Genomic DNA, 26631 nt, shown 5'->3' on the forward strand with positions numbered 1-26631 from the left:
ATTCATCTCGTATTTATGGACTTTTTGCGTTTAACAGGACCATTACTGCTATTACTTATCTGTTTTTCAAAGCAAAGTTTTGCCGATTTATTCAGCGCGACGCAACACTATCAACAAAAAAATTACTCCCTTGCTCATTCAGAGTTCCTTGAACTCAGTCAATTTGGTAATACTGACGCCATGTACAATTTGGCAGTTATGTCATTACATGGACAAGGCACGACTAAAAGTTTACCTAAAGCTTATGCATGGTTTTTACTTGCCAGTGATTTTGGTTTAACGGATGCAAAACAAACAGCTGAATTAGTAAAACAACAATACCCTGATAAGCAGGTGCTAGAAGACATATATTTAGCACTCAAATCGCAATATGGCTTTAATGTTATTTCTGAAAAATTTTATCCAAGTTCATTTAATAAGAGTAAGTTAGTCTTAAACAAAGTGAGAGACCATAAACCCAATTACCCCGAGCAAGCAATTAGACAAGGTGTAGAAGGTTGGGTATGGGTAGAATTTGATATCGACGAGAGCGGCGCAGTCACTGACATCAGTTTAATTGCCGCACATCCAAAACATATTTTTTCGACCGAATTAATTAATGCAGTAAGCCTTTGGCGCTATGACACTGACATACCAATAAAAAATCGTTCGCTTACATATCACTTCACAACGTTTAAAGGAAAACAATATAAAACGGCATTTCAAAATCAAAGAAAGCAATATAAACAATCAATTAGTGAGCATATAGACGCTGCAGAAAAAGGTAACAGTGAGGTTCAATTTTATATCTCTCAATGGTTACAATCGAGTGAATACAATGCCAGTCAACTTTTGAAATATCACTGGCAAGATGAGCAAGCTGCACAAAGCTTATTATTTGCTTCGGCAAAAAATAATTTCCCGTTGGCACAGTACAAGCTTGCAACTAGCTTGCTAAATAACAATACCCAAGACTCAGACAGAAAAGTGGCCATAAACTGGTTACGAGTTGCAGCTCAGAAAAATAGCTTACCTGCACTTTATCGATTAGGAACATTGTTTGCCGATCATAACAGCCCAGAATACAGCCCAAACCGCGCATTAAATTATTTCAAACAAGCCGCTGAACAAGGTCACTTTAGAGCAATAAAAGAAATGTGTTTATTACTTAAAACCATGCCAAATCAGCAAGAGGCCCTTAAACAATGCTTAGAAGCCGGGTTAGACATAGATAATGAACATCCCACGCTTTTACTGTTAAGAGCACAAACCCTGACGAATAAAACCTTGTCTATGAAATACGCCAAACAGGCACTCAATGTCGCTAAAGATAGAAATTGGTCGACCAAAGCAATCTCAGCATTTATTCAACGCCTTTAACACTTTTATGAAGCACAATATCCATTTCAATATCATCAATACGATTAAATAAAATTTGTTGCCCATCTTTACTGGTCGTTAAAGCAAGCGGCGTATTGATATCGTAAAGGTAAGTTCCAAGCTCCTTCAGTAAGTTAACTTCTCCAGTTTTATTCACATACTCATATAGAGACAACTTATGTCCCGATCTAATAACAAAATACGCACCATATTCGTGAAGTACTGGCAGATATAAAGCAAACGAAGCCGTCAACTGAGGCTCATCAAAATACGCAGTTAGTCTTGGGAGAAGGTACGACTTCAAATCTTCAGAAAATTGCGTAAATGTAATATTCCGCTCTCTTAATGGCGGCCACTTCTGAGGTGTACTTAGTAACTTATTGCCAGAATCAAGTAAGTCGTATTGCCAGTTTAATGGTTGGCCATTTTCATCAGAGCTCGTAAAGAATAATGAGTGACTATCTTTAGCCCAATAAACATTCCTTAGCGCAGTAAACTCTGTTGCGATTTTCACCGCAGATTTGGCAAATAAATTTATTACTAACAGTTTGTTAGACTCAGTCATCAAAGCTAAATACTGGTTGTCAGGTGAGAATAGCAATGATCTCGCTAATTCATTGTTTTCGAGCGTATAAGCAAGCTCAGCATTCGCTCTCAGCTTATTTCTTACCCACACCTCAGAGTTAAGGTTTTGCTGGGCTTGTATAGACACAAATGCATAATAGTTGCCATCACTAGATACACTCGGGCTTATATCAAGCCGAGTAGCTGAACTAATTGGTACCAAGTATTTATTACTATTTAAGTTATCTAATCTATATACACTGACTTGTGCATAGCCTTCAGAATGCGCGAGTGAGTGACTTGCTTTGCTTAATGCTAAATCACCAACCAGACTAGCGTTTGCCGTTATCGGCAATGCAGTATTCATAGCCGTATTTTGGATTAATAACTTATCTCGAACAGTGATGACTTGATCTGGCTGATACCATAACGCGAGTGACGCATTGAAGCTGCTAAATACACTTTTTTTTGTTTTTGGGTTTTCTAATGTCTGTGTGACTAAATCAAATCCGTCCCGACTTTTTGATTTTAATAATAGCTTCGTTGACCCTGGGAGCACGTCAATAATCTCGCCAGTTACATCTGGATATTGATGCAAATTAACTATGTTCAATTGTTGATCAAGCTCATATGATTCAACGATGAGATTATTTATCTTTTGGGTGCTGAAAGCGATGTGATTGTTACTCAGCCAATATAGCTTTCTTGGACCATAGCCAAGCTCACAATCAAAGAGTTTTTTCTCTCTTTCTAAGCGCCACATTTCTATAGTTTTATCCACAGCTATAACGCGAACTTCACACTTAAATGGATCAAAACGATAGTAAGCAAGCCACTTTCCATCTGGCGACCAAACCGGAGCTTCCTCACTATAGCTGCTGCTTTTTAAACTATGCACGATTTTGCTCTGACTGTCGTAAATAGCCAAATCAAATTGTGACTGGTTTTCACCTAAATGACTGAATGCCAAATAGCGTCCATTAGGAGAATAACGTAAGTACACTTCGAGGCCAGGCGCTGATGTTAATCTAGACTCATATTTAAATGGACTTTTTTGTACAATTGGCTGACTAAAATAGTTGACGCCCACTGAAATCAAAACACCAAAGAGACAACCAAATAACAACCAATTAACGGGCCTATTGATACGTGGCGCAATAAGTTTTTCTTGTATGCTGGGTGGTTCTGAGATTGACGCGACAAGCTGATACCCTTCTCGCGGAATAGTTTTTATAAATTTAGCTGCTGCTTTGTTGTCTTGTAGTGTTTTCCTAAGTTGCGCGATTAACTGTGAAACAGAGTTATCACTGACTAAAGTATTCGGCCACAACTTTTGAATAATGGTATCACGACTTACACAGTGACCTTGATGTTGAATCAATAGCAACAACAAAGCTAACTGCTTAGCCTCAATTGCTTGCCATTGTCCTGAAATTTTTATTTTCAGTGCAGCAGGTTCAACTAAGACATCATTCACTAAAATCCGTGACGACTGCAAAATTTCAAAATACCTTATTCTGTGGTCTTACCGTAAAGTAATGGTTAAATTCGTTATAAAAGCGTATATTGTTTCTCATAATACACACTCAGTATTGAACCCCATACAACTATTTTTGAGTTTGGTTTTTCTTGAGGTTTGCATAAATGACAAATAAAAATACAAAATCTCTCATTATCTTAAGTTTATTTTGCACTCAAGTTGCCGCTAATCCCTCTGAAAAAGACAATGAAAATCTCTTAGAAACCATTCAAATTAGAGGCTTTCATGACAGCGTTGTCAAATCTTTAAGTTATAAACGTTTAAATGATCAAATAAGCGACACCATCAGCGCCCAAGAAATAGGCAAGTTTCCCGATAAAAATGTAGCCGAAGCGCTTCAAAGAATCACCGGTATTTCACTTTCTCGTGTACAAGGAGAAGGAGAGCGCATTGGTGTTCGCGGCACAACGCCTGAACAAAATAGAACCTTTTTAAATGGCCAATATTTAGCTTCGGCAGATTGGTGGATTTCTTCTCAGCCAAACCGTGGCTTCAACTTTACTTTGCTGCCTGCAGATATTGTCTCCTCGTTAGAGGTATATAAAACACCTCAGGCAAACCAAGATGAAGGCTCTTTAGGTGGCAGTATTAATATCAAGACACTCGATCCTCTCTATACAGATAACGATCTAGCCTTGATAAGTACACAGCTACAGTACAATGACTTATCAAATGAATTTGACCCACAAATTAGTACTGTATTTAATTGGAAAAACAACAATCAAGATTTAGCACTTCTATTCACAGCGAGCCGTTTAAAACGCTCATTAAGGCGTGATGGGCTTGAATCCTGGGGCTGGCATGAAAGAAGTTTTAATAGAGTGGGTGAAAATCAATATACCAGTAGCAACGATGGGCAGGCCGACTTAAAAAACATTTGGACGCCTGGCGGTGGTGGTTCAGCAGTATTTCAACAACAGCGTATCTTAACCACGCTAACTTCAGGTGTTTCATATATTCTGAACCCACATTGGCAATTTAAAAGCCACCTTCTTTATTCACAATTAGAAGCCGACAACTCAAACCAAAACTTTTTATGGCAACCTGCCATTGTTTTAAACAACAGCGGTACACTTACAAACCCAAAATTCATTGATAATACACTAGTATATGGCGAGTACGGTAAGTTAGACGATGCAGAATTTAACACCAGCATGGAAGCCATTTGGCGAAAATCGCAAATTGATACCAGCAGTATTCAGCTTGAATTGAGCCAATCAATCCCTAGATGGCAAAATCAGTTCCGATTTGGTTTCACCCATGGTGGCGGTGGTACCAGTGAGGATTTTACGTCACAGTTTTCTGCAAATACCGACTATTCGGTTAGTACTGAACAACACAAAAATATTATTGCGAATTATACTGTGTCTCCTTTAGATGCTGCCCAATGGCGTTTAACTGAGGCAAGAAAAGATGCACAGGATGCAACAGACTCTTTAATTTATCTTCAAGCTGACTTTAATTATGAGCTGATACATACAGCCCTTTCTGACCTTCAATTTGGCTTTAAACTTAAACAACATAACCGTGAATTTTCTAGATTACGATCGCTTGACGGTGGACTCGATGGATTATCCGGTGCAATTAATACCAATTTATCAGAGCATCCTGATGCATTTGTCGATAACTACCTATCGCAAATTGGCAATCATGAAACCCTAAAGCTTTACAGCTTTGTTGATATTTCAAGTCTCAGTCAGGTATTTTCCCCCCTCCCTTTTAAACAAGAAGTAGAAACTGCAAGCCGTTTTGACATTGAGGAGCAATCGCTAGCTGGTTACCTCAAACTGCTTCTTGAAGGTAATGATTATCGCGCAAATATAGGCGTAAGAATCGTTAATACTTGGCAAGATGCATCAGCCTTTAAACAAACCGACTCGCAAAACAGTAACGGCTTTCAATGGTTAACTGACGAAAAGAGTTATACAGATATTTTACCAAGCGCAAATGTAAAATTTGACTTAGATGGCGATTTAATTGCCCGCTTCTCTGTTGCGCGTGTGATGTCTCGCGCTCAGTTTCATCACTTGATGCCATCAACTAATTATAATGTGACCCAAGCGCAAGGCCAAGGTGGTAATCCAAATTTAGATCCTTACCGTGCAACTCAATTTGATGCAGGCCTAGAATGGTATTTTGAAGAAAGCGCACTGGCCTCGCTAGCTATATTTAATAAAGACGTTGAATCCTTTATTGAATTTAAAAGACAGCTCGAAAACCATGAAGGTATTATCATGTCAATCGACAGACCAATAAATGGCAATGGTGGTAGCGTGAGGGGGATAGAGCTTAGCTATCAACAGCATTTGTTTAATGGCTTTGGGGTTATTGCTAACTATACCTTTGTCGATGGCAGCCGCACCCAGCACTTAACTGACACCTCAGCGCTCATACCTGGCACATCAAAACATAGTTTTAATGTTACATCATATTACGAAAATAGCTGGCTTAGTATTCGCTTTGCTTACAATTACCGTACTAAATTTGCCACAGGTATTGGCGAAGTCACCATGGATAATTATGGACAACTTGATGGCAATATCACTTTCTCAATTAATGACAAAACTGATCTGGTATTTGAATTCATTAATTTAAATAATGAAATAGCGTACACCTACGAAAGAAACCAATACGCACCAACGGGCGTGTACGCTAACGGCAGACGTTTTTATTTTGGTGCCCGTTATCAGTTTTAATTTATCGATTTTTATTCTCGATTAATCGCAAACATTGGTAATCCTATGTTTTCCCTTTAAAATAATGCGCAACAAGTGAAGAACAAGGTCAAAAAATGAAATTAATAAAATCGACAATTGCTCTTGCCGTGGGCTTAGTTACCAGCTCTGCATTCGCAAATGACACTATTACAATAGAAGACATTCCTAAAATTCAATCAGTTATTCAAACCGCAGTTGACCCTGAAGGTGAGCGAGTAGCTTTCACACGTTCAGTGCCTAGAGAACTTTATATTGATGCTAACGGTACAAACTATTCAGAGCTATATGTTGTTGATGATAGAGGTGTTGAACGCCCTTTCATCACTGGCAAAGTAAATGTTCGCAGCATTCAGTGGTCTGCTGATGGTAACTTCATCTATTTTTTAACTAAAAAGAAAACTGATAAATTCACGTCTTTGTATCGTATCGCTGCTAACGGTGGTGAGTCACAAAAAGTATTATCAATAAACGGTACTTCAATCTCTAGCTACAAGCTAAACCCTAATGGCAAACAAGTTGCTATCTTAGCTATGCCAGCTAAAAATAAGACTGAAAAAGAACTTAAAAAGCTCGGCTTTATGGCTGAAGTTTACGAGTTAGGCCTAAAGAACAAACAGCTACACCTTGTTGATTTAGTGCAATCAGATAAAGCAACGAAACCTACTGCGGTAGAGATTGAAGGATATGTAAGCGATATTAACTTCTCTGATGAAGGTGACAAGTTACTTGTTAAAACTCAGCCTACGGCCCTGATTGATGATAAATACATGAAGTCACAGTGGCACGTGATGGATGTAGCTTCGCAGAAAATTACCACTTCTTTTAAAACAGAAGGTAAGTTAGGTGCTGCTGAATTCTCATACGAAGGCGATTATGTTGCCATTCTTGGTGCTGAGGACAAGCATGACCCTGCGACTGGTCGTCTATATCTAGGTAATGCAAAAACGGGCGAAATTGAAGAGTGGATCCCGAACTTCATGGGCCACATTGGTGATTTCGAGTGGGCTAACCGCCGTAACACATTAAACTTTGTTGCAAACGTGGGCGCTGAAAGCTTCGTTGGCCAGATCAAAGTTGGCTCTAACAAGTACAAGAAGATCGTCAAAGAAGGTAAACTGATTGCCTCTAACCTATCTGTATCTGATTCAGACAAAACAATTATTCTTCGTGGTAACACTGACAAGCACCCGAACGAAGTTTTCATGCTTCGCGGTAAAAAGACAAAACGCCTGTCAGATTCAAATGATTGGTTAAATGATAAACGCTTTGCTAAACAAGAAAATATTTCATTCAAAGCACGTGATGGTGTAGAGATTGGCGGCGTATTAATTTACCCACTTGATTACCAAGAAGGTAAGCGCTATCCACTAATTATGGCGGTTCACGGTGGTCCTGAAAGCCATGACAAAGACGGCTGGTTAACAAGCTACTCAGATCCAGGTCAAATGGGTGCAGCACGTGGCTATGCTGTTTTTTATCCGAATTATCGTGGTTCGACAGGTAAAGGCGTTGATTACTCAAAACTTGGTCAAGGCGACTATGCGGGTAAAGAGTTTGACGACTTAGTTGATATGAAAAACTATTTAGTTGAAATGGGCTTAGTTGATAGCAAGCGCGTTGGTATCACTGGTGGTTCATACGGTGGTTATGCTTCAGCTTGGGGTGCGACTAAACTGACTGAGCACTTCGCAGCAAGTGTTATGTTTGTAGGTGTAACAAACCAACTATCTAAGTTTGGTACAACTGACATCTCTAATGAAATGTACCTTGTACATGCACGTTCATACCCTTGGGAAAAGTGGCAATGGTACCTAGAGCGCAGCCCTATTTACTGGGCAGGTCAGTCTGAAACACCATTACTTATCATGCACGGTAAAGACGATCCTCGAGTTCACCCAGCTCAGTCAATGGAGCTATACCGTTACATGAAAGTACAAGGTAAAGATGTTCGCCTAGTGTACTATCCTGGTGAAGGTCATGGTAACCGTAAAGTAGCTGCTCAATACGACTACAGCATTCGTTTAATGCGTTGGATGGACAACTACCTTATTGAAGGTAAGAAAACTATGCCGACTTATGAAATCGATCATGCTGCAAATTTAAAAGCAGCAAAAGAAGCTAAAAAATAATTTAACTTCGTTAAAAACAACAAAAAGCCACCTATTTTAGGTGGCTTTTTTGTATGAGTTACACTCAACTTAGATTAGCTAAGATGAAAAATCTCCATAAACTAATACTTTAGTAATAAAAATTTCACGCGTATACTCTATGCTCATTTCTCATACAGTGACATGGAGTCAAATCAATGAAAATTTCTCGTCTAGTTTTACCATTTGTAACTGCAGCTGTTTTAGCAGGTTGTTCAGCAACAGGTCCACATCTTAAAAGCTCGGTATCTGAAGGTGTAGCGGGCATTGAAGCGCGTTTGCCATATGCTAACTACTCAAACTACTATGGTTATGTAGACTCATCAGTTCAGCCTGAAGGCAAGTATAAAGGCAAAGATACTTATTATCTTTATGCTTGGGTACCTGCTGCAGTAGATGAAATCGGTGTATCAATGATCTCACCAGCGGTTTCAACACCTGAAGGGGCTGACTTTATTCATGCTAACTTCACACCTGGCATGCAAAAAGATGCTGATAAATTCTTTGATACTTATATTGTATTTGATCGTTTAAATATCATCGACAATACAAAAATCAAAAACGGTGGCAAGGTGCTACAAAACTTAGGGCGTAACGACGATACATCAGAGTTACCTGCAAACCCAAGTGGTGCAAACTACAACTCTCTTCTTCGTAAAACAACGTCAATGAATAATCCTAGTGAAGCACTTGTTCGCGGTGTTTACCGTATTTCATTTACGTCTTTCCGTTCAAACGTAGAAGGCTCATTTGAAGCAACAATAGGTACTAACGTACCGGGCGTTAAAATCGCAGCATCACTTGAAGAGTTACATGAACTAGTAAATGGCAATAAGCTTTAAGCTTAGCCTTTAAGATGACAAAAGGCCCAATTTGGGCCTTTTTAATTTAATGCATTATAGCTATCAAGCTTTTTTAACGAATTTAGCTGTTACCATCATTTCGCCAACACCATCAACCTTACAGTCAAGCTCATGATCTTTTTTATCTAATACGCGACGAACAAGAGCTTTAGTACCAATTTTTATCACCTGTGAGCTGCCTTTGATTTTAAGATCTTTAGCAACGGTCACTTTATCACCGTCAGCAAGCACAGTACCGTTTGCATCTTTCACTTCAAATGCATCTTCATCTATTTCATTAGGATTCCATTCGTGTGCACATTCTGGACACACTAGGTTTGTTTGATCTTCGTATACGTATTCAGAATTACATTTAGGGCAAGGAGGTAATGACATATTTCACAACTTCTAAAATTACAATTCCGCTATTCTAATAGTTAAAAAAATATCATGCGAGGAGATTTTGAAAAAACCTGATCGAACATCAGTTTTATTCGATGATTAATTCAGGTTAAATACGCGTTTTGCAGTGAATGCTGTTGTAGAAGTAATTACCCAGATTAGTCATGAAATAAAGCGAGCTGAACTTTAAAGCTTTAACAGACCGCTAAAAAGGAGGTAAAAACGGCCCTGTGCAAATTAAAGACTGACAATAAAGTTAGCTCATATAAAAAATTTAGGGCAAGTGTTGAATAAAAACAATGCCCTAAACATTGTACTTTTGTCTATAAAAACATCAAAAGTACATTCAATTACGCATCTGGTGCACTATTGTCCATCTGCAATTGTATGTAGTTTGGCAGACCCATAAGTTTGATTAAATTCAAGTGTTGTTCAAGCCAATAAATATGATCCATTTCGGTATCATCTAGAAGTTTCTCTAGAATTTCACGAGTCACATAGTCTTGTGCTTTTTCGCACTCACCTATGATGTTTTTTAAACTCGCAGCGACTGTCATTTCAGCCGCCAGATCGTTTTCAAGCATTTGCTGAACATTATCACCCACATTAATTGGCTGACGAGAGGCTGTGTCAGGTTTACCCTCTAAAAATAGAATACGTTCAATAATCGCTTTTGCATGATCAAGCTCTTCATCATATTCATGCGCCAATTTGTGTCCTAACTTTCCCAATCCCCAGTCTTCATACATTTTAGAATGTGCGAGATACTGATCCATTGATGTTAATTCTAGCGTCAACTGTTGATTTAGTAGGTCAATGATTTTTGGATTACCTTGCATGATTTACTCCTCAACCTGCGACTGCAGATAATTTTGAATACCTGTATGTTGAATTAGGAATTGCTGCGCTTCAATCCAATCGACATACTCTTCTTCGTATTCAAGGATCTCTTCTAACAGTTCGCGAGAAATGTAATCTTGCTCTTTCTCACACAATTCAATTGCCGCTTTTAAGGCAGGGATTTGCTCTAACTCGAATGCCATATCGCACGCAAGCATTTCTTCTGCATGCTCACCGATACGCAATTTTTCGAGGTGTTGTAAGTTAGGTAAACCTTCTAAAAACAAGATACGTTCGATAAGATCGTCCGCTTGTTTCATGTCTTTTATAGATTTTTTATAGGCTTTTTCGTTTAGCTCTTCTAGCCCCCAGTTTTTGAACATACGGGCGTGAAGGAAATATTGATTTATCGACGTCAGTTCTAATGTCAGAATTGCATTTAATTGCGCAATGACTTGTTTGTTACCCTGCATAGGGCCCCCTAATAAAAGTTACGAGACGCCCTATAACACTAGACTAAAATTTAGTCACTGCAAGACCAATTAAAGATAAGCAAAGAATTAATATATTCTTTTAAAATAAACAACTTATAACATTATTGAGAGTGATTTAGATTAGCAAAAACACTCTTAACACCATACTTTTTCACTAAACACATAAACATAGCCAACACAAAAATTGAAATAGATATTAACTATATAATTTGTATAGTTAAATTGTTTTTTTCACTGCAATACCTAAGCGTTTAGCCAAACGTACCAGATTTGCTCTATCCAGCTTTAATGTCCTAGCTGCTGCTGCCCAATTTAGTTCATGCTCTAATAAAGCCTGCTCTATTAATTTTTTTTGAAATTGCTCAGTAGCAGACTTTAATGAAGCTATTTGGCTTAAATCAGTGCTAGTTTGATTAAAGCTTTCCGCTTTTGTGCTTTCAAAACTAGAGCAGCTATTAGTAGAATTGTTATGCTCTTGGCTTACTGTAAATAGTTCGCAGTCACTTTCATCTACACTAATAATGCTACTTGGCCACTGTTTTTGTTTTGCTTTTAATGCTGCACGGCTTATCACATGTTCAAGTTCACGAATATTGCCTGGCCAATTGTAAGATTGTAGTAATTGATACAAACTCGGTGACAACTTTAATTGCGCAATGCCAAGTTGCTTACTGACTTTTTCAGCAAAGAAGCCTGTCAGTAACGGAATATCATCTAAGCGCTCGTTTAAAGATGGTACTATAATCGGGAATACACTGAGTCGATGATATAAATCGGCACGAAAACGCCCTGCCTCAACCTCCTCTAATAGGTTTCGGTTGGTCGCTGCGATAACTCGCACATCAACAGATTGGGTTTTATCTGCACCAACAGGTTGAATTTCGCCGCTTTGTAATACTCTAAGTAATTTACTTTGGGTGTTTAACGGCAACTCACCGATTTCATCTAAAAAAATAGTGCCGCCATCAGCAAGCAGAAACTTACCATCACGATGTGAGTTTGCCCCCGTAAAAGCACCTTTTCGATAACCAAATAACTCACTTTCGGCTAGTGTTTCAGGTAATGAAGCGCAATTTACTTGAACGAACACTTTGCTCGCACGAAGAGATTGATTATGCAGAGAGTGAGCAACGAGCTCTTTACCTGTGCCTGTTTCACCCGTGATTAGCGTCGTAAAGTCAGAACCTGCTACAAGTTGAATGTCTCTTTGTAATTGCTTCATGGCCAGACTTTGCCCGACCATTTCGTATTGGCCTTTACTCAGTTCGGTGATTAAGTGACTGCCCTGCTGCGCCTTAGTGAGCAGGTCTTGAGTCAGAAGTATGGCACTAACATGTCTGCTCAAAGCCTCATTGACCATTTGCAGAAAGGAAGACGCATAGTCTTCAAAAGTGCCCGCATTTAAACTGTCTACCGTGATCACTCCAAGCAATTGCTCTTGATGCTTAATCGGAAACCCCATACATGCGTGTACGGGAATATCACCTTCTTGTGCAATCAGCAACCCATCATAAGGGTCAGGGAGTTCACTATTGGCATTGAATCTAACAGCCTTATCTGACTGACTAATTGCCTGTAAACGCGGATGCTTGTCTATCACAAAATGTCTACCCAACACATCTGGCATCAATCCTGATATGGCAACAGGTACCAATTTACTGTTTTGATAAAGTAGTAAGGCGATGGCATCACTAATAAAACACTCTTTAACAGCCTGAATAACGGCTTCAAAACAATGCTCTACGTCAAATTGCGCAGAGTTAGGTAATGCCCGAGCTAACGCTCTATTAAGCATAAGCAGTGAAGATAACGAACGTTGCTCCATGTATTTTTGACTCTTTAATTATCAAAAGACACGCAAAGTTTAAGTCAAAATGACTTTCTCATTCAAATTATTATTTATTAAACCTTACTAATAATATGATTTTAATAAGAATAATATTTGGCACAGTAAATGCCATTACTCTCACAAGCCCTAAAAAGATAATTTAAATGCTGTGGAGTAGTCATGAGACCTATCAATCTAACTGAGCCGGTGCCTAGTGAGTTTAAACTTTTCAAACCACATCAATGGCCATTATTCATGCTTGGCTTTCGGCCATTCTTTTTATTAGCTGGGCTTTGGTCAGTGCTCGCTATTTTGCTATGGCAATTTATTTTAAATGGCACACTCTCTTGGCAAGCACAAATTCCTGCGACACTTTGGCACGCACACGAAATGATCTTTGGCTTTGCTTCAGCGGTGGCTATTGGTTTTTTACTCACAGCAGCACAAACTTGGACTGGTGTGCCTGGACTTTCTGGTAAAGGCTTAATTACCCTCAGCGCGATTTGGGTTTCTTGCCGAGCTATTTTCTTTTTTTATGCAGACAACCAATTACTTTTGCTACTTGGGCAAATATTTTTCTGGCTCTTTGCCATTGCTTATTTGAGTCATATGCTGGTGTCATCGGCTTCAAAACACAATTACATCATGATTGTTGTGCTGGCCTTACTCACTCTCTTTAATAGCGCATTCTTAATGAGTACTTGGTTAGGTGAATATTCTTTCGCTCGTTTATTCACACAATTGGCCGTACTTGGCTTTATGTTATTAATTGGCATTATTGGTGGACGTGTCATTCCATTTTTTACAGCCCGTGGTTTAAACCGAGATGAACAAGTAAAAACACCTAAGCTTGATAAATTGTTGCTGTTATTTAGCCTATTGGCGATGACTGGGTTTGCTAGCATCAAACTCTTTTCTCTAGATATCAATGTTGGTTTGGTTTTACTTCCTGCTGCCACTTTACATTTAACTCGCACCATTTTGTGGTTTGATAAAGGAGTATTCAAAGTACCGCTGCTTTGGTCACTGCATTTAGGCTACTTTTTAAGTGCAGTTGGCATTTTATTTCTCGCGTTTAGCTACCTGACAGGCCAAATTAATCCGGCCGATGCACTGCATTTAATTACCATTGGTGGCATTGGATTAATGATCTTGGCAATGATGGCAAGAGTCTCACTTGGTCATACTGGTAGAGCATTAAAACCGGCAAACATGGTAGCTTGGGCATTCGCTTTCATAGCTTTAAGCGCACTAGTTCGATCATTCATGCCAATTGTTTATTCTCCTCATCTGGCGTGGAATATCAGCGCTTATTTGTGGGTTGTCGGCTTTGCCATCTTCTTGTGGTTTTATACACCCATTTTAATGAAGAAAAGGGTTGATGGGCGTAGAGGTTAAAAAGCCGAGTTGGAGTTAACAATAACGACTCACTCTCTTAAATCAACACGGTAGCGCCGACTTTATGTCGGGTTAATAGAGTTGGCCAGTTGCCGTTAACAATAACGGCTTACTCTCTGAAATCAGCACTGTAGCACCGACTTTATGTCGAGTTAATAGAGTTAGCCAGTTGGCGTTAACAATAACGACTCACTCTCTAAAATCAACACGGTAGCACCGACTTTATGACGGGTTAATAGAACTGACCAGTTGGCGTTAACAATAACGACTCACTCTCTTAAATCAACTCGGTAGCACCGACTTTATGTCGGGTTAATAGAGTTGGCGAGTTGGCGTTGACAATAACGACACTCTCTAAAATCAACACGGTAGCACCGACTTTATGTCGGGTTAGTAAAGTTGGCCAGTTGGCGTTATCAATAACGACTCACTCTCTGAAATCAGCACGATAGCACCGACTTTATGTCGGGTTAGTAAAGTTGGCCAGTTGGCGTTATCAATAACGACTCACTCTCTGAAATCAGCACGGTAGCACCGACTTTATGTCGGGTTTATCACATTGGCGAAAAGCTCTAAAACAATAGCGCTACTGTCTTGTGTCTTTTGGAGAATCCATCACAACATGGGTGGTGATGGTTCTCACTTGAGAAATTGATCCCAGCACATCAGCGTGAAGTGCTTTGAATGTATGTAAATCTTTAGTTTCTATTCGCAAAAGATATTCATATGGGCCTGTCACATTGTGGCATTCTTTTATTTCATCAACATCCTGAAGAGCTTGCTCAAACGCGAGTTGAGAAGGTGTTGAGTGCTCAGTCAACCCAACAGCCACATAAGCGATAAAACCAACGCCCATTTTTTCGGGATCGACGACTGCCTTGTAGCCTTTAATCAGGCCTAACTTTTCCAATTCTTGCACTCTTCTTAAGCAAGCTGAAGGTGACAAGCCAATTTGCTCAGCAAGCTCTGTGTTGGCTATTCGTCCATCCCTTTCTAGAATGCACAATATTTGTTTGTTATACCCATCAATTTTCGTCATTAATTGCAAAATCCAAGTTTATAAAAGTGAAATTCGCGTGATAATTGAGCATTAAACACGTTAAACTTGTTTTATCACAATTAAAGGAATAATCCTATGACACAAGAAATCATTCTCGCGTTTGCGGCGTTCGCGTTTGTTTCATCTATCACGCCAGGACCAAATAATTTAATGCTGATGAGCTCTGGCGCAAACTTTGGTTTTAAAATGACTGTGCCACACCTAATGGGTGTCGTGGTTGGCTTTGCTATTATGATTGAGTTAGTTGGGTTAGGCGTCATGCAGCTATTCAATGCTTTCCCAGTGACTTACGACATTTTAAAAGTGGTTTCTATTGTCTATTTGCTTTACCTTGCCTATAAAATTGCAACTGCAACCCCCAGTGAGAGCAAAGATATTGCAGAAAAAAGCAAGCCTTTTTCATTTATGCAAGCCGCACTCTTTCAATGGGTCAACCCTAAAGCATGGACTATGGCACTCACTGCGGTGAGCGTTTATGCGCCAGAGCAAAACTTACTCACAGTCACTGTAATCTCTGTTATTTTCGCAATCGTTGGCTTCCCTTGTGTAGTGAGTTGGATTGTTTTAGGGCAAAAAATGCAGGCAATATTGAAACAGCCAAGTCACATGAAAAAGTTTAACTGGGCCATGGCGGGTTTATTAATCATCTCTATTGTTCCAGCGCTTTAAAAAACGGCTATAAACTTTTCATCAGCAAAATATCAGTTTTATATCAGTAGAAAATCAATTAATTACCAGTATTTACTTTCATCATGGTGGCAACTATTCAAGGAGTCACCATGAACATAATTAAACACTTCACGTTTTTCATATTTTTACTCGCCTGCCTATTAAACTCGCTCGCACACGGACAAGAACAACATGGTAAGGGTGTTAAAACAATAAAGCATCAACTTCAATCTAAGGCCGCCAAACAAACGATTACATTCGATGTTATATTGCCTTGGGGATATAACAAAAAACAAAAATACCCTGTACTTTATACCACATCAGGAGGCAGTCGACTTGATATGCTTGCCTATCAAACCGATTGGCTAAGTCATGTTGAAATGGGCCCAATGCCCGCTATGATCATTGTGCAACTGCCTCAACTTGATGTTGAGTCAACACTGCATCCTAAATTTGTATCGGCTTCCGGCATTGCTAGCCCCTTAACTTTAAATGTGCTTAAAAACGAACTCATCCCATTTATCGATAAAACCTATTTAACGTACGAGTATAAGGTACTGGAAGGCTATTCAAGTAATGGTAATTTTGTTCTGTACGCGTTTGAACAATCGCCGACTTTATTTAATGGTTTTATAGCTAGCTCACCAGCATTAGAGTTAGACAAGTCAGGACTTGTTGACAGGCTTTCAAAGCTAAAGTATTCAGAACAATACCAAGATAGGTTCTTTTATCTTTCTCTTGGCTCCTTCGTTAATAACGCACCACTGTTTGAAAACATCAAAGCGAATGTTAGTCAGCAAGCGTTTCACGCTCGATTTGCAAATTATAGCCAATATAATTTTTTATCGGTTGCAAGTCTAAGTATTACCGATGCCATGGAACACCTATTTGCTGATAAAACCCCAGAAATAGCGCAATTTGCAAATGCAGGCCGACAAAGTGTCATTGTTTACTTTAAAAAACTCTCTGAAAAATACCAGCAAACGCTCAGTCCAAACCCAAGCTTAATCGATTTAAGTTTTTACTATGTAGCGCACAAACAAGGTGAAAAAGCGATTTCAACTATGCAATATTTAGTAAATTCGCACCCAGAAAATACCTTCTATTTGAGCAGGCTCGCAAAGGTTTATGAACAATTAGGAGAAACTGAAAAGAGCCTCCTCACATTACAACAAGGGGTTAAGCTTGCAACAAAGCTTAACAATGAAGATGCCCTCACCTATTTCAAAGGTGAATTGAGCAAACTTTAGACTCAGTTTGTTTAGGCAAATTAAGCAGCTTAGTTTTATTCAATTGAGCTGCTAAGCTCTGCACGTTAAACTCAGCAAAAAAGGAACAAACTTATGACATTAAACGACTTCTTAGCTCAGCTTAACGCCAAACCAGAAACCATTACTTTTGAACAGTGTCAGCAAATAATTGCTGATAGTTACACTTATACAGCGTCAGCTTTTAACAATAACGGCTTGCAAAGCAGTGCTGAGCAAAACCAAGGCTCTTGTAAAATCTTAGCTTTTGCACAACTCAATAATTTAAGCAAAGAACAAACACTGCATTGCTTTGGTGATTATTATCGTATCGACGTTGTTCAACATCCTGAAAATGACGACCACAGTAATATACGTACACTTTTAAAAGCTGAATCGAGTGTCGCAGCAGTTACTTTCAACGGTACACCGCTTCAGTAGACTTTTAGTCATTCAGATAGTGGTTTAAGATAAAAAAGCTATAAACCACTATTTGAAATTATGTCTATCGAACAAATTTGGGCTGAATACAAAAACAGCCTCCACGCTTTTTTACTTTCAAAAGTGTCTAACCCAGCAGACGCAGAAGAGTTATTACAAGACATCTTGTTAAAAACACATTTGCAGATCCACCAGCTAAAAGATCAGGCCAGTATCAAACCTTGGCTTTTCCAAATTGCCAATCACGCCATTATTGATTTCTATCGCAAACACAATAATTACCAGCATACCGAGTTGTTCGAGATAATTGAAAAACAAGACGCAAACATTCGTGCTGATTTAATTAGATGTATCGAGCCATTTCTGCAAGCCATGCCTGAAGATGAAGCTGACTTAATAAGAAAGATTGACTTAGAAGGCTGCTCGCAAAAACAACAAGCTGAACAGCTTGGAGTAAGTTACTCCACCTTTAAGTCTAGAATGCAAAAGAGTCGAGCTGACTTAAAAGTGTTATTTGACCGCTGCTGTGACTTTGAATTAGATAAACAAGGCAATCTAATTGACTATCATAGAAAACCACAACAAACCGAAAAGAGAATTAAATAAAAACTTTATAATAGTTTCGTCTTTTTGAACCGTGCTTCGTCTTAATAAGTGAATACAAAACACCACTATTGGAGATGAAATGCATTTATTAAGCAACCAAGCTTTTGACGTAACCCCTAAGCAATTCTCAATCAGCAATCATAAACCGCGTGTATTGGTGCTATACGGCTCACTCAGAGCACAGTCAATGAGCCGTTATGCAGCAGAAGAAGCGGCAAGAATACTTGAGCATTTAGGCGCTGAAGTTAATTTGTTCAACCCAAAAGGGCTGCCTCTTTTTGATAACGGCGTATCTGTTGAAGACGAAAAAGTACAAGAGTTACGTGCTTTAGTAGAATGGTCAGAAGCACAGGTTTGGTCTTCTCCCGAAATTCACGGCAACATGTCGGCTGTACTTAAAAACCAAATTGATTGGATCCCACTCTCAGAAGGTGCAGTAAGACCGACACAAGGAAAAACACTGGCCGTTATGCAAGTATCAGGTGGCTCACAAAGCTTTAATGCGGTAAATAATATGCGTTTACTCGGGCGTTGGATGCGTATGTTAACCATACCGAATCAGTCTTCAGTGGCTAAAGCTTGGCAAGAATTTAACGAAGACGGTACCATGAAGGAGTCCGCCTACCATGCACGTATTGTCGATGTGATGGAAGAGCTGATGAAATTCACATTGCTGACTCGAGATAACCTTGATTGGTTGGTTGACCGATACAGTGAACGAAAAGAAAGTATCAATACTGCCGTTAACGAACAGGTGAGTCAGGCTGATGTTCTTGAAGTAAGTATCAAGTGTACAAAAAAGAAACAAGATGCTGAAAAAAGCACTGCCAAAGTAGCTTGCTGTTGATTAACTTTAAAGCGTGCTATTTAGACCTTACAAAACTTTATCCTAGCCAAGTTTCAAAAAGAAGATTAAAGCTCAAGGCCTAAGTCGATGAAAGACAATTTCCCTCTGAAATTGTCTTTCTATTTCTTCTATTTTATTTGGCTCTACAGAGCCTTTCTCCATAAACAGTACTTTAATAAATTGCTATTCAAGCAATATAACCCTACTCATAAAATCATAACCTACTGAAATAAATACCAATAAAAATAATCAGCAAGACGTCAGAACGATTTCATAGCCCTTTCATGTTTTTTATTTTTGCAAAGTGGAATATCAATTCGTCAACACAAATAACATTGACTTGCATTGAGTCTAGTTACAGGAATAAACACCATGTTAAAGAAATTGATCGTTTTAACTTTATCTATATTACCTCTTTCACAGCTACATGCTGAGCAGACAGAATTCGCCACATTCAAAGGCGCATATATGGGCCAGCAAACGCCGGGGTTAAATGCTGAACCCTTTGCACCAGGTATTATTTCAACTCAGGGTTGGGAACTTGAAGGTGTATTCGCACCCGGTATGAAGGAGTTTTACTACACCATTGACCTTGCGCAAGGCAACAAAGACAAAAAGTTCAGCCCCACGGTGATTGGCTACAAACAAGAGAATAATAAATGGAGTAAGTTTACCCAGTTCCCACGAAGTGGCGAAATTGTATTCTCTGAAGATGGTAACACCATGTATATGGCAGAAAAATTCAGAGAGCGTACAACTGAAGGCTGGTCTGAGTTAAAAAGCTTGGGGCCATTAATCGACAAAAAAGAATATGGCATCATGCGTCTATCAGCATCAAACCAAGGCTCGTACGTATTCGATGACTATAAAAGCAATGATCTTATCCGTATTTCTAAATTAGTTAACGGCAAACGCCAAGCCCCTGAAGCCATGGGAAAGCAAATAAACACAGGGAAATGGACTGCTCATCCTCTTATCGCACCAGATGAAAGCTATATTATTTGGGATAGCGAAAGAGAAGGCGGCTTTGGCAAGTCAGACCTTTATATCAGTTTCAAGCAAGACAACGGCGATTGGGGCAAGGCCATTAACATGGGCCCAGAAGTAAACTCAGCAGAAAGTGATTTTTACGCCAGCGTTACACCCGATGGTAAATATATTCTCTTTAACCGAACTATCGACAGAGAAAAAAGAGACATAGACATATTTTGGTCAAGCGCAGAAATCATTGAACGATTGAGGGAAAAGCACAGCAATAACGACGTGACTTTAACTGAATAAAAACATGCTCATTTCGGAGTGACACACTGAGATCCCAGTTTGATTGTGCCACTTGAGTCTAAAAATTCACAATAACAACACAAAATGTATTGGAAAGTTATGAACCTAAGATCTGTTGTAATCCTATTATTCATCTTGATACTTCCTTTAAGTAATATGGCTTATGGTCAAAATAAAGAACCAAAACTTGAAGGTAAGTATTTAGGACAAACACCGCCCAGCTTAACTCCTCAAGTCTTTGCGCCAGGCCTTATATCTATTCAAGGTCGATATGAAATGGGGGTTTCATTTACTCCAAATTTCGAAGAAGTCTATTTTTCCTCGCAAAAAGAAGGCGATGTGGCATCTATACACTACTCACAGATAACTAATGGTGTATGGCAACCCATTAAAAAAGCAAATTTTACCCAAAGTCAGAAGGCTGGAGAAATGGAGCCATTTGTGACACAAGATGGAAAGCGTATTTACTTTACTGCGTATAATAAAGACTTCACAGACACCAAGATTTGGGTAGTCAATCGAGAAGATAATGGCTGGAGTACAGCTAAAAAACTTAAATCTCCGATCAACAACGAAGAGGTATTTAACTCCACACTGGCAAGCAATGGCGACCTTTTTTATACGGATATCTTTAAATCACAAACCTTTTATTCACCGCTCAAAAACGGGCAATACCTAGAAATATTCCCAGCAGATATCCCTTTTGGTATTCATGGGTTCATTTCACCTGATCAAAGTTATTTACTCGTTGATAATAGAAATAAAGAAGAAAATTCTCGAAAAGACAGAGACTTGTATGTTTATTTCAAACTAAAAGACGGTGCTTGGTCAAAGCCTATTAACCTAGGAGATAGAATAAACAGCACTGTTAGTGAAACTGTACCCACGGTTAGCCCAGACGGTAAATATCTGTTTTTTAGTAGATTTGATGAAAAAGAAGGCTTCTCTAATATTTATTGGGTAAGCACTGAGGTGATTGAGAAGCTAAGGCCTAAAATCTAGCTTTGTAATTACAAATAATTTTTTTGTTCAGTTGACCTGATTTTCTACTAAGTTAGGTCAACTTATACCTCTGTACTCTTTAAAAGTGCCAAGAGCCGCTTCATTTTTTCATTTGAATCAAACTTTTTACAATATAAGTAATAATCTACACTCGGTAAAGATTGCTCAATAAAAGCAAAATCCACATCATCCTTAAAACGCTTCACGATGCTAAATGGTACAATCGCAAACCCTAAATTATTTGCTACCAAAGACATAGTCACAGCCTTTGATTTTACTTGCTGTATACTGCAAGGCTTAGATTTTACTTTCTCAAATTCACTGGCAATTTTATCGAATAACTCAGGTTGGATCATACGTGGATAGCTTATATAAGGCTTATCATTAAATTCTGATAAGCACACTGTCTGTTTAGCTAGATCCACATTCCAGCTCTTCGGATATACAGCCACATAGTCTTCTTGCTTTAATTTATAAACTTGATGTCTAGGTAAATCATGTTCGTGAAGCCTGACGACTGCAGCATCTAATAAATCTTTATCACAGGCTTGAAGCAATTCTTTCGTATTACCTTCCTGAAGATTAATTATAATATCTGTGCTTTCTTTGTGTAGGCACGCCATTCTTTCACTCAAGAAAGCATCGAATGCAAGTGGTATTGCACCCAATGCAAGAGGCCTATTTTCAATATTTTTAAGCGTTTCAGCGATGGCTTGATGACTTTCTAATAGTCCTTTTGCAATTGTGACTATCTTCTTGCCTTCCATAGTCAAGTTCACAGACCGTGTTGAACGCTCAAAGATTTGTAGCCCTAGGCGAGACTCAATATTTTTTACTTGCTGGCTCAAGGGGGGTTGCGCCATATTTAAACGCTCGGCCGCCCTACTAAAACTAAGCTCTTCTGCAACCACCACTATGTAGCGACATTTTTTTATATCCAACCAATCTATATTCATTTCATATAAATAACACTTATTTTTATATTTGTTTTGTATCAATTATCACGGTATTAATAAAGAAATTCTTAAGCCGTATAAAAGGAATCTTTATGAAACTACTTTTAAAAACGATATGTCTAACACTGCTCTTGAGCGTTTCGCTACCTGCAGAAGCGGATTTACAGCAACATCAAATATATTCACCCGCCATTGCAGATAACTTTATTGGCACCAATGCAACTCGAACCATTAGCGTCTATTTACCAAAAGATTACGAAAAAAGTAATAAAGCATACCCAGTTTTATATTTTTTAGGTGCTTATAATTGGGGAGCTAACTTTGCAAATTCCTTTGAGAAAATATTCGCTGATTATGAGCAAACCAAAGAGCCGCTCAAATTCATAGTCGTTATGATAGATGGTGACACGCCGCTTAGAGGTAGCTTTTACGTCAACTCTAAAGCACATGGCCGATTTTCAGACTTTGTTACTAAAGAAGCAGTTCAATGGGTAAACAGCAAATACCGTACTGAAACAAATAGCAAACACACAGCAATAGCTGGCTTTTCAATGGGAGGCACAGGTGCATTAAGATTCGCCGCAGACAACCCAACTCAATTTGGTCATGTTTATGCTTTAAGCCCAGGTTTAATTGACGAAAATGGCCTAAGTACTTCATATTTAGGTAATGCCAAAGCAATTGCCCATTATGAACGATTTAGAAATGCACTTGCTAAAACAACTTCACCAAGAACCTTAATGAAAGAGGAGTTTAAAAGTTTTCAAGGCATGGCGCTTTGGCAAAATGGCGAAGATAACAGTAATGCTGCATTTGTAATGGCATATGGTGGTGCGTTTGCGAGTCACAATGGTGAGCCGTTTGGTGCACATTTTAGCCAAGTTGAATCACAAACAGATAAGTGGCGTTTTGGTTTTGGAGAGTTAATCAATCAATATAGTGATAATAAGGTGTTATCAAAATTATACTCGGTAAAAGTTGAAGTAGGCAAACAAGATGAATATAAATGGATTGCTGATGGTAGCCTCAAGTTAAAAGCGTTAAGCGAAGCACAAAATACCAAAGTAAAGGTTGTCGTGTTTGATGGAGATCACAGTAGCAAAGTCAGAGAACGCATAGCACAAAGCATGTTACCTCATTTTCAATCGTTATTATAAATACCCTTTTTAATACTGTGGCGTTAGTTCAAGCCACAGTATTTTTAGCCTACCTTTAGAACACCTATTTCTTTAGCTTCACCACCTACCTCGACTTTGCTTACTTGGCCGTTTTCTAATTTTACTCTCGCACTCAACCTAGACGCACAGCCCATAGCGCGACCTTGTTCAAAAACAAAATCATGGGACCCCTCTTCTTTGAAAACATGCTTTGTAAGATAACAAGCTAAAGCTCCACTTGAACTGCCTGTCGCTGATTCTTCTGGAATACCAAAAAGAGGCGCGAAATTTCGGCAACTGGCTGTAAACTCACTTTCAGAATTGTTTAGCTCAAAAGCATGCATGCCTATAAGATTGTGCTTTTTACAAAACTCGCTAAGTTTCTCGTTATCTAATTCCAATTTGTCTAAATAGCCTGAAGGCACTGGCACTATCACATCATGTAAGCCTGTGGAAATGACTTCGATGGGTAACTTAATTAAAGATAATATATCAAGCGGTAAGCCAATTAACTGAGCTATATCTTTGTACTCGAAGGTTTGTAGATAAGTCGGGCAAGCTTGCTCCATCACTACACGGCCATTTTCTTCAACATTAACTGATAAAATACCGGCTTTCGTGCGTTGTTTATACTTGCCTGCAGAAATTAGATTCTTGCTAAATAAAGTTGAAAAAGTAGCAAGCGTCGCATGCCCACAAAAGTTGACTTCATCTGTGACGGTAAAGAACGACACTTCAAAGTCAACCTCTTCATCTTTTGACACAAATGCTGTTTCTGAGTAACCGACCGCTTGTGCAATTTTGAGTTTCTCATCATAGGACAAGTTGTCAGCATTTAATACTACCCCCGCAGGGTTTCCACCCTTACCATCCATTGTGAACGAATTAACTAAAATGGCGTTTGTACTATACAAATCAACACCTTTGAATCATTGACTAATAGGTATGAAGTTAACCTTCAAAGTAAAGAAGCGCAAATAAAACGGTTACTTATTAATTTCAGAGTAGCTAAAGCTTAAACCTCTCAACAGACTCAGCCAGCCTGTGTGCAAATTCACTCAACGATTCACTGCCTTTAGCCATTTGCTTCATCGAGCCAGCATTGTCGCTTGCAGTATCTTTAGCCTCAAGCATGACATGGCCAATACGCTGACAATCGCCCTCTTGTTGCTCTGCAGAGTGTGTCACTTGCTCACTTAAATGGGTCACTTCATTTAGCGCATCTTCAATTTGTTGCATAACCGCAACCAATGCTTGGCTTTGTTCAACACAAACAGATGCATCTGTTTGCCCTACATGAATCGCATCCGCAGCTTGTTTAGTATCTTGCTGTAAGGCCGAAATCATCTTATTGATTTCTTCTGTTGAGTCTTGAGTGCGAGATGCCAGTGTTCTTACTTCATCGGCAACAACCGCAAAACCTCGACCTTGTTCACCCGCCCTTGCCGCTTCAATAGCTGCATTCAGGGCAAGCAGGTTAGTTTGTTCAGCAATCGACACGATGGTGTCTAAAATCGACCCTATATTGTTACTGTGCGAGGTTAATCGGGTCATCATTTCCACCGCCTCTGCCATCTTTTCATCCAGTGATTCGATGTGAGACTGATTATCAACCACTAAGGTTGAGGCCTCTGCTTTGCGTTCATTGGCTTGAAGTAAGCTCTCTAAACTTTTCTGTGCATTTTGAGACACATTTGATGCTGAACTAGATACATTTTGTGCCAAGCTTGCTGCGTCATCCATTCTGATCATTTGTGATGCCGCATTATCTGCTACTAACCGACTTTCAGACAGTGACTTCTCAGACACACTATCAAGCTCATGCACTTTCTTGTTTATGTCATTAAGCAGCTCTCGAAGGCTGTCTTTTACCTTATTAATATTATCAATCAAAGTACCAAATTCGTCGTCATTACGCTTTTGCATATCGCGAGAGAAATCTCCCTCGGCCAAAAAATTCAGCATTTTATTTACCGCTTTTAATGGTGAAAGCATGGCCTTACTAGTCGAATATGCGATAAATGCAGCTAGGCCCACAAAAATGATGACTAAGATAATCGCACTGGTTTGTGCTTGAGCAATCAATTCTTGCGTTAGTTTTTGTGATGATTCAAACGATATTTTGGTCTTATCTTGTATAGCATTTAATGCGTTAATGGCATTGACTGAGTTCTGCTCGGTTTGACGGTAAGCTGATGTCGCATCAACTTGAGACTGACGCTGTTTATTCAGCTGATCGTATAAACTACCAGGTGATCGAAGTAGACTCTCAAGCTCACGTTGTGCACTTTCAAAGTTGCTAAATACTTCCTCAGCATTAATACCTTGAGCTTGACGTTTTAGAAAAGCAAAATTGTCACTAATATTATCTAAAATAAAAGACATATCCTCTTTGTGAGCACTGATATTAGTTAGGCTTAATGTCGGGATCTGTTTTGCGTTATTTTCTAACGTAAACAGCATATCGTCAATGCGAACACCAGTCCCCATCATTTCTTCCAGCTGACGACCATCAGCACCTTCGATCAGTTCTATATCAAGCATTGCTACACTTGCTTGCTCTTTGCTATCAAGAAGTTTTACTAGCAGTGAAGAGATGTCTTTCTGAGCAAGGAGTGATGTGGTTTTAAGTGCAAGCATTCTTTCGCCTGCTTGCTCCATAGCTTGTATGGTTTGTTCGACTTTTGATACTGAACCATTTAAAGCCCTGTCGTACGACAGCTTATTCTTTAGTTGGGTTATCAAGGTTTGCTGTTTTGAAGCTGCTTGGTCAAAACTTTGTTTTGCTTGAGTAACCTCATCAGAAGACTCTAAATTGTACGCTTGAGCAATAAGTTTACTTAACCTCAATTGCTGAAGTTGAAGTTCATCAACAGCCCTTTGCCCAGGCAGTGTTATGTCTGTTACTTTCCTATTTGCATCACTGATCTGTGATAGCGCCATATATCCCAAGGAGCACGCCAGTAGAAGCAAAATCCCGATTGCGCCAAAGCCTGCTGTTATTTTTTGTTTTATTGATAAATTGCTAAGCATAAAAATGGTTCCCACGGTTGAGGACCGACCACTATGTTATAAAACAAAGTAAATTCCAAGCTTTTACTCTAAAACAATTGATGTTTATTTAATAAATTTAGGCAATTAACATTAAAAGTTGCAAATTTATAATGTCGATTTTTAAAAATTTAAATGATCAAACTCAAATGTTAAAAATTCGTAGTACATTCAAGTGGCAAT

At 38.9% G+C, this 26631-nt stretch carries 21 protein-coding genes and 1 pseudogene; 13 read left to right on the forward strand and 9 right to left on the reverse strand.

Translation table 11 applies throughout. The annotated features are described in order from the left end of the window. The first annotated feature begins 15 nt into the window (after positions 1-15). Positions 16-1359 (forward strand): TonB family protein, encoded by a 1344-nt coding sequence (locus tag ACGHEH_RS08495; protein WP_390443974.1) that lies wholly within the window; start codon positions 16-18, stop codon positions 1357-1359. On the opposite strand, the gene ACGHEH_RS08500 is transcribed toward ACGHEH_RS08495, so the two are convergent. Then, a complete protein-coding gene (locus tag ACGHEH_RS08500) occupies positions 1343-3400 on the reverse strand; it encodes a winged helix-turn-helix domain-containing protein (protein WP_390443977.1) in 2058 nt (685 codons plus the stop codon). The two genes, ACGHEH_RS08495 and ACGHEH_RS08500, sit on opposite strands and share 17 nt — an antisense overlap. A 167-nt stretch (positions 3401-3567) precedes the next feature. Between ACGHEH_RS08500 and ACGHEH_RS08505 the strand changes: the two genes are divergently transcribed. The 3 genes from ACGHEH_RS08505 to ACGHEH_RS08515 all read left to right on the forward strand — a co-directional run bounded on the left by ACGHEH_RS08505 (position 3568) and on the right by ACGHEH_RS08515 (position 9169). Beyond that, entirely contained in the window at positions 3568-6159 is a 2592-nt protein-coding gene (locus ACGHEH_RS08505; protein WP_390443980.1) for a TonB-dependent receptor, read from the forward strand. Between the two features lie 95 nt (positions 6160-6254). Further along, on the forward strand, positions 6255-8309 hold the full coding sequence (locus tag ACGHEH_RS08510) for a S9 family peptidase (protein WP_390443983.1): 2055 nt from the start codon (positions 6255-6257) through the stop codon (positions 8307-8309). 176 nt (positions 8310-8485) lie between these two features. Further along, entirely contained in the window at positions 8486-9169 is a 684-nt protein-coding gene (locus ACGHEH_RS08515; protein WP_390443985.1) for a LipL32 family surface lipoprotein, read from the forward strand. A gap of 63 nt (positions 9170-9232) precedes the next feature. Here the strand turns inward: ACGHEH_RS08515 and ACGHEH_RS08520 are convergent, their stop codons facing one another. The 4 genes from ACGHEH_RS08520 to norR all read right to left on the reverse strand — a co-directional run bounded on the left by ACGHEH_RS08520 (position 9233) and on the right by norR (position 12730). After that, the gene (locus ACGHEH_RS08520; RefSeq protein ID WP_390443988.1) at positions 9233-9565 is read right to left on the reverse strand and encodes a zinc ribbon domain-containing protein YjdM; all 333 of its coding nucleotides are present in this window, start codon (positions 9563-9565) and stop codon (positions 9233-9235) included. Positions 9566-9921: 356 nt separating this feature from the next. Then, entirely contained in the window at positions 9922-10410 is a 489-nt protein-coding gene (bfr, locus tag ACGHEH_RS08525; protein ID WP_130255369.1) for a bacterioferritin, read from the reverse strand. A gap of 3 nt (positions 10411-10413) precedes the next feature. After that, positions 10414-10884, reverse strand: coding sequence for a bacterioferritin (bfr, locus tag ACGHEH_RS08530; protein ID WP_130255370.1), 471 nt, complete (start codon positions 10882-10884; stop codon positions 10414-10416). Positions 10885-11122: 238 nt separating this feature from the next. Then, positions 11123-12730 (reverse strand): nitric oxide reductase transcriptional regulator NorR, encoded by a 1608-nt coding sequence (gene norR, locus ACGHEH_RS08535; protein ID WP_390443991.1) that lies wholly within the window; start codon positions 12728-12730, stop codon positions 11123-11125. Between the two features lie 183 nt (positions 12731-12913). Between norR and ACGHEH_RS08540 the strand changes: the two genes are divergently transcribed. After that, positions 12914-14131: an NnrS family protein gene (locus ACGHEH_RS08540; protein ID WP_390443993.1), complete on the forward strand. Its 1218-nt coding sequence runs from the start codon at positions 12914-12916 to the stop codon at positions 14129-14131. Positions 14132-14717: 586 nt separating this feature from the next. Here ACGHEH_RS08540 and ACGHEH_RS08545 read toward each other — a convergent pair. Further along, positions 14718-15170 carry an Lrp/AsnC family transcriptional regulator gene (locus ACGHEH_RS08545; protein ID WP_390443996.1) on the reverse strand — a complete coding sequence of 151 codons (453 nt, stop codon included), beginning with the start codon at positions 15168-15170 and terminating at the stop codon, positions 14718-14720. 96 nt (positions 15171-15266) lie between these two features. Here ACGHEH_RS08545 and ACGHEH_RS08550 point away from each other — a divergent pair, with 96 nt between their 5' ends. From ACGHEH_RS08550 to ACGHEH_RS08580, 7 genes and pseudogenes are all read left to right on the forward strand, one after another. After that, on the forward strand, positions 15267-15860 hold the full coding sequence (locus ACGHEH_RS08550; protein ID WP_390443998.1) for a LysE family translocator: 594 nt from the start codon (positions 15267-15269) through the stop codon (positions 15858-15860). Between the two features lie 110 nt (positions 15861-15970). Beyond that, on the forward strand, positions 15971-17110 hold the full coding sequence (locus ACGHEH_RS08555) for an alpha/beta hydrolase-fold protein (protein WP_390444001.1): 1140 nt from the start codon (positions 15971-15973) through the stop codon (positions 17108-17110). A 93-nt stretch (positions 17111-17203) separates the two neighbouring features. Further along, complete coding sequence (locus tag ACGHEH_RS08560; protein ID WP_390444004.1) at positions 17204-17548, forward strand: HopJ type III effector protein; 345 nt, start codon at positions 17204-17206, stop codon at positions 17546-17548. Positions 17549-17608: 60 nt separating this feature from the next. Next, a complete protein-coding gene (gene sigZ, locus ACGHEH_RS08565) occupies positions 17609-18154 on the forward strand; it encodes an RNA polymerase sigma factor SigZ (protein WP_390444006.1) in 546 nt (181 codons plus the stop codon). 79 nt (positions 18155-18233) lie between these two features. Further along, positions 18234-18917: pseudogene (gene arsH / locus ACGHEH_RS08570) on the forward strand (arsenical resistance protein ArsH); the annotation flags it as partial. 456 nt (positions 18918-19373) lie between these two features. Then, entirely contained in the window at positions 19374-20282 is a 909-nt protein-coding gene (locus ACGHEH_RS08575) for a hypothetical protein (RefSeq protein WP_390444008.1), read from the forward strand. 99 nt (positions 20283-20381) lie between these two features. Continuing rightward, on the forward strand, positions 20382-21284 hold the full coding sequence (locus tag ACGHEH_RS08580; protein WP_390444011.1) for a TolB family protein: 903 nt from the start codon (positions 20382-20384) through the stop codon (positions 21282-21284). 62 nt (positions 21285-21346) lie between these two features. On the opposite strand, the gene ACGHEH_RS08585 is transcribed toward ACGHEH_RS08580, so the two are convergent. Continuing rightward, the gene (locus ACGHEH_RS08585; protein WP_390444014.1) at positions 21347-22240 is read right to left on the reverse strand and encodes a LysR family transcriptional regulator; all 894 of its coding nucleotides are present in this window, start codon (positions 22238-22240) and stop codon (positions 21347-21349) included. A 92-nt stretch (positions 22241-22332) separates the two neighbouring features. Here ACGHEH_RS08585 and ACGHEH_RS08590 point away from each other — a divergent pair, with 92 nt between their 5' ends. Next, entirely contained in the window at positions 22333-23397 is a 1065-nt protein-coding gene (locus ACGHEH_RS08590; RefSeq protein ID WP_390444016.1) for an alpha/beta hydrolase, read from the forward strand. 44 nt (positions 23398-23441) lie between these two features. Here the strand turns inward: ACGHEH_RS08590 and ACGHEH_RS08595 are convergent, their stop codons facing one another. Together ACGHEH_RS08595 and ACGHEH_RS08600 are read right to left on the reverse strand one after the other, a co-directional pair. Next, entirely contained in the window at positions 23442-24311 is an 870-nt protein-coding gene (locus ACGHEH_RS08595; protein WP_390444018.1) for a PhzF family phenazine biosynthesis protein, read from the reverse strand. A gap of 94 nt (positions 24312-24405) precedes the next feature. Next, positions 24406-26430, reverse strand: coding sequence for a methyl-accepting chemotaxis protein (locus ACGHEH_RS08600; RefSeq protein ID WP_390444021.1), 2025 nt, complete (start codon positions 26428-26430; stop codon positions 24406-24408). Between the last annotated feature and the right edge of the window lie 201 nt (positions 26431-26631).

This window comes from Pseudoalteromonas sp. MTN2-4 (genome assembly GCF_042848605.1).
GTDB lineage: Bacteria > Pseudomonadota > Gammaproteobacteria > Enterobacterales > Alteromonadaceae > Pseudoalteromonas.

Excerpts from the sequence above, each read along its gene's own strand:
- ACGHEH_RS08545 (WP_390443996.1), bottom strand. The coding sequence starts at position 15,170 with ATGACGAAAATTGATGGGTATAACAAACAAATATTGTGCATTCTAGAA.
- ACGHEH_RS08600 (WP_390444021.1), bottom strand. The coding sequence starts at position 26,430 with ATGCTTAGCAATTTATCAATAAAACAAAAAATAACAGCAGGCTTTGGC.
- sigZ (WP_390444006.1), top strand. The coding sequence starts at position 17,609 with ATGTCTATCGAACAAATTTGGGCTGAATACAAAAACAGCCTCCACGCT.
- ACGHEH_RS08580 (WP_390444011.1), top strand. The coding sequence starts at position 20,382 with ATGAACCTAAGATCTGTTGTAATCCTATTATTCATCTTGATACTTCCT.
- ACGHEH_RS08560 (WP_390444004.1), top strand. The coding sequence starts at position 17,204 with ATGACATTAAACGACTTCTTAGCTCAGCTTAACGCCAAACCAGAAACC.
- ACGHEH_RS08515 (WP_390443985.1), top strand. The coding sequence starts at position 8,486 with ATGAAAATTTCTCGTCTAGTTTTACCATTTGTAACTGCAGCTGTTTTA.
- ACGHEH_RS08520 (WP_390443988.1), bottom strand. The coding sequence starts at position 9,565 with ATGTCATTACCTCCTTGCCCTAAATGTAATTCTGAATACGTATACGAA.
- ACGHEH_RS08495 (WP_390443974.1), top strand. The coding sequence starts at position 16 with ATGGACTTTTTGCGTTTAACAGGACCATTACTGCTATTACTTATCTGT.
- ACGHEH_RS08510 (WP_390443983.1), top strand. The coding sequence starts at position 6,255 with ATGAAATTAATAAAATCGACAATTGCTCTTGCCGTGGGCTTAGTTACC.
- ACGHEH_RS08555 (WP_390444001.1), top strand. The coding sequence starts at position 15,971 with ATGAACATAATTAAACACTTCACGTTTTTCATATTTTTACTCGCCTGC.
- ACGHEH_RS08585 (WP_390444014.1), bottom strand. The coding sequence starts at position 22,240 with ATGAATATAGATTGGTTGGATATAAAAAAATGTCGCTACATAGTGGTG.
- ACGHEH_RS08505 (WP_390443980.1), top strand. The coding sequence starts at position 3,568 with ATGACAAATAAAAATACAAAATCTCTCATTATCTTAAGTTTATTTTGC.
- norR (WP_390443991.1), bottom strand. The coding sequence starts at position 12,730 with ATGGAGCAACGTTCGTTATCTTCACTGCTTATGCTTAATAGAGCGTTA.
- bfr (WP_130255370.1), bottom strand. The coding sequence starts at position 10,884 with ATGCAGGGTAACAAACAAGTCATTGCGCAATTAAATGCAATTCTGACA.
- ACGHEH_RS08550 (WP_390443998.1), top strand. The coding sequence starts at position 15,267 with ATGACACAAGAAATCATTCTCGCGTTTGCGGCGTTCGCGTTTGTTTCA.
- ACGHEH_RS08590 (WP_390444016.1), top strand. The coding sequence starts at position 22,333 with ATGAAACTACTTTTAAAAACGATATGTCTAACACTGCTCTTGAGCGTT.
- ACGHEH_RS08575 (WP_390444008.1), top strand. The coding sequence starts at position 19,374 with ATGTTAAAGAAATTGATCGTTTTAACTTTATCTATATTACCTCTTTCA.
- ACGHEH_RS08540 (WP_390443993.1), top strand. The coding sequence starts at position 12,914 with ATGAGACCTATCAATCTAACTGAGCCGGTGCCTAGTGAGTTTAAACTT.
- bfr (WP_130255369.1), bottom strand. The coding sequence starts at position 10,410 with ATGCAAGGTAATCCAAAAATCATTGACCTACTAAATCAACAGTTGACG.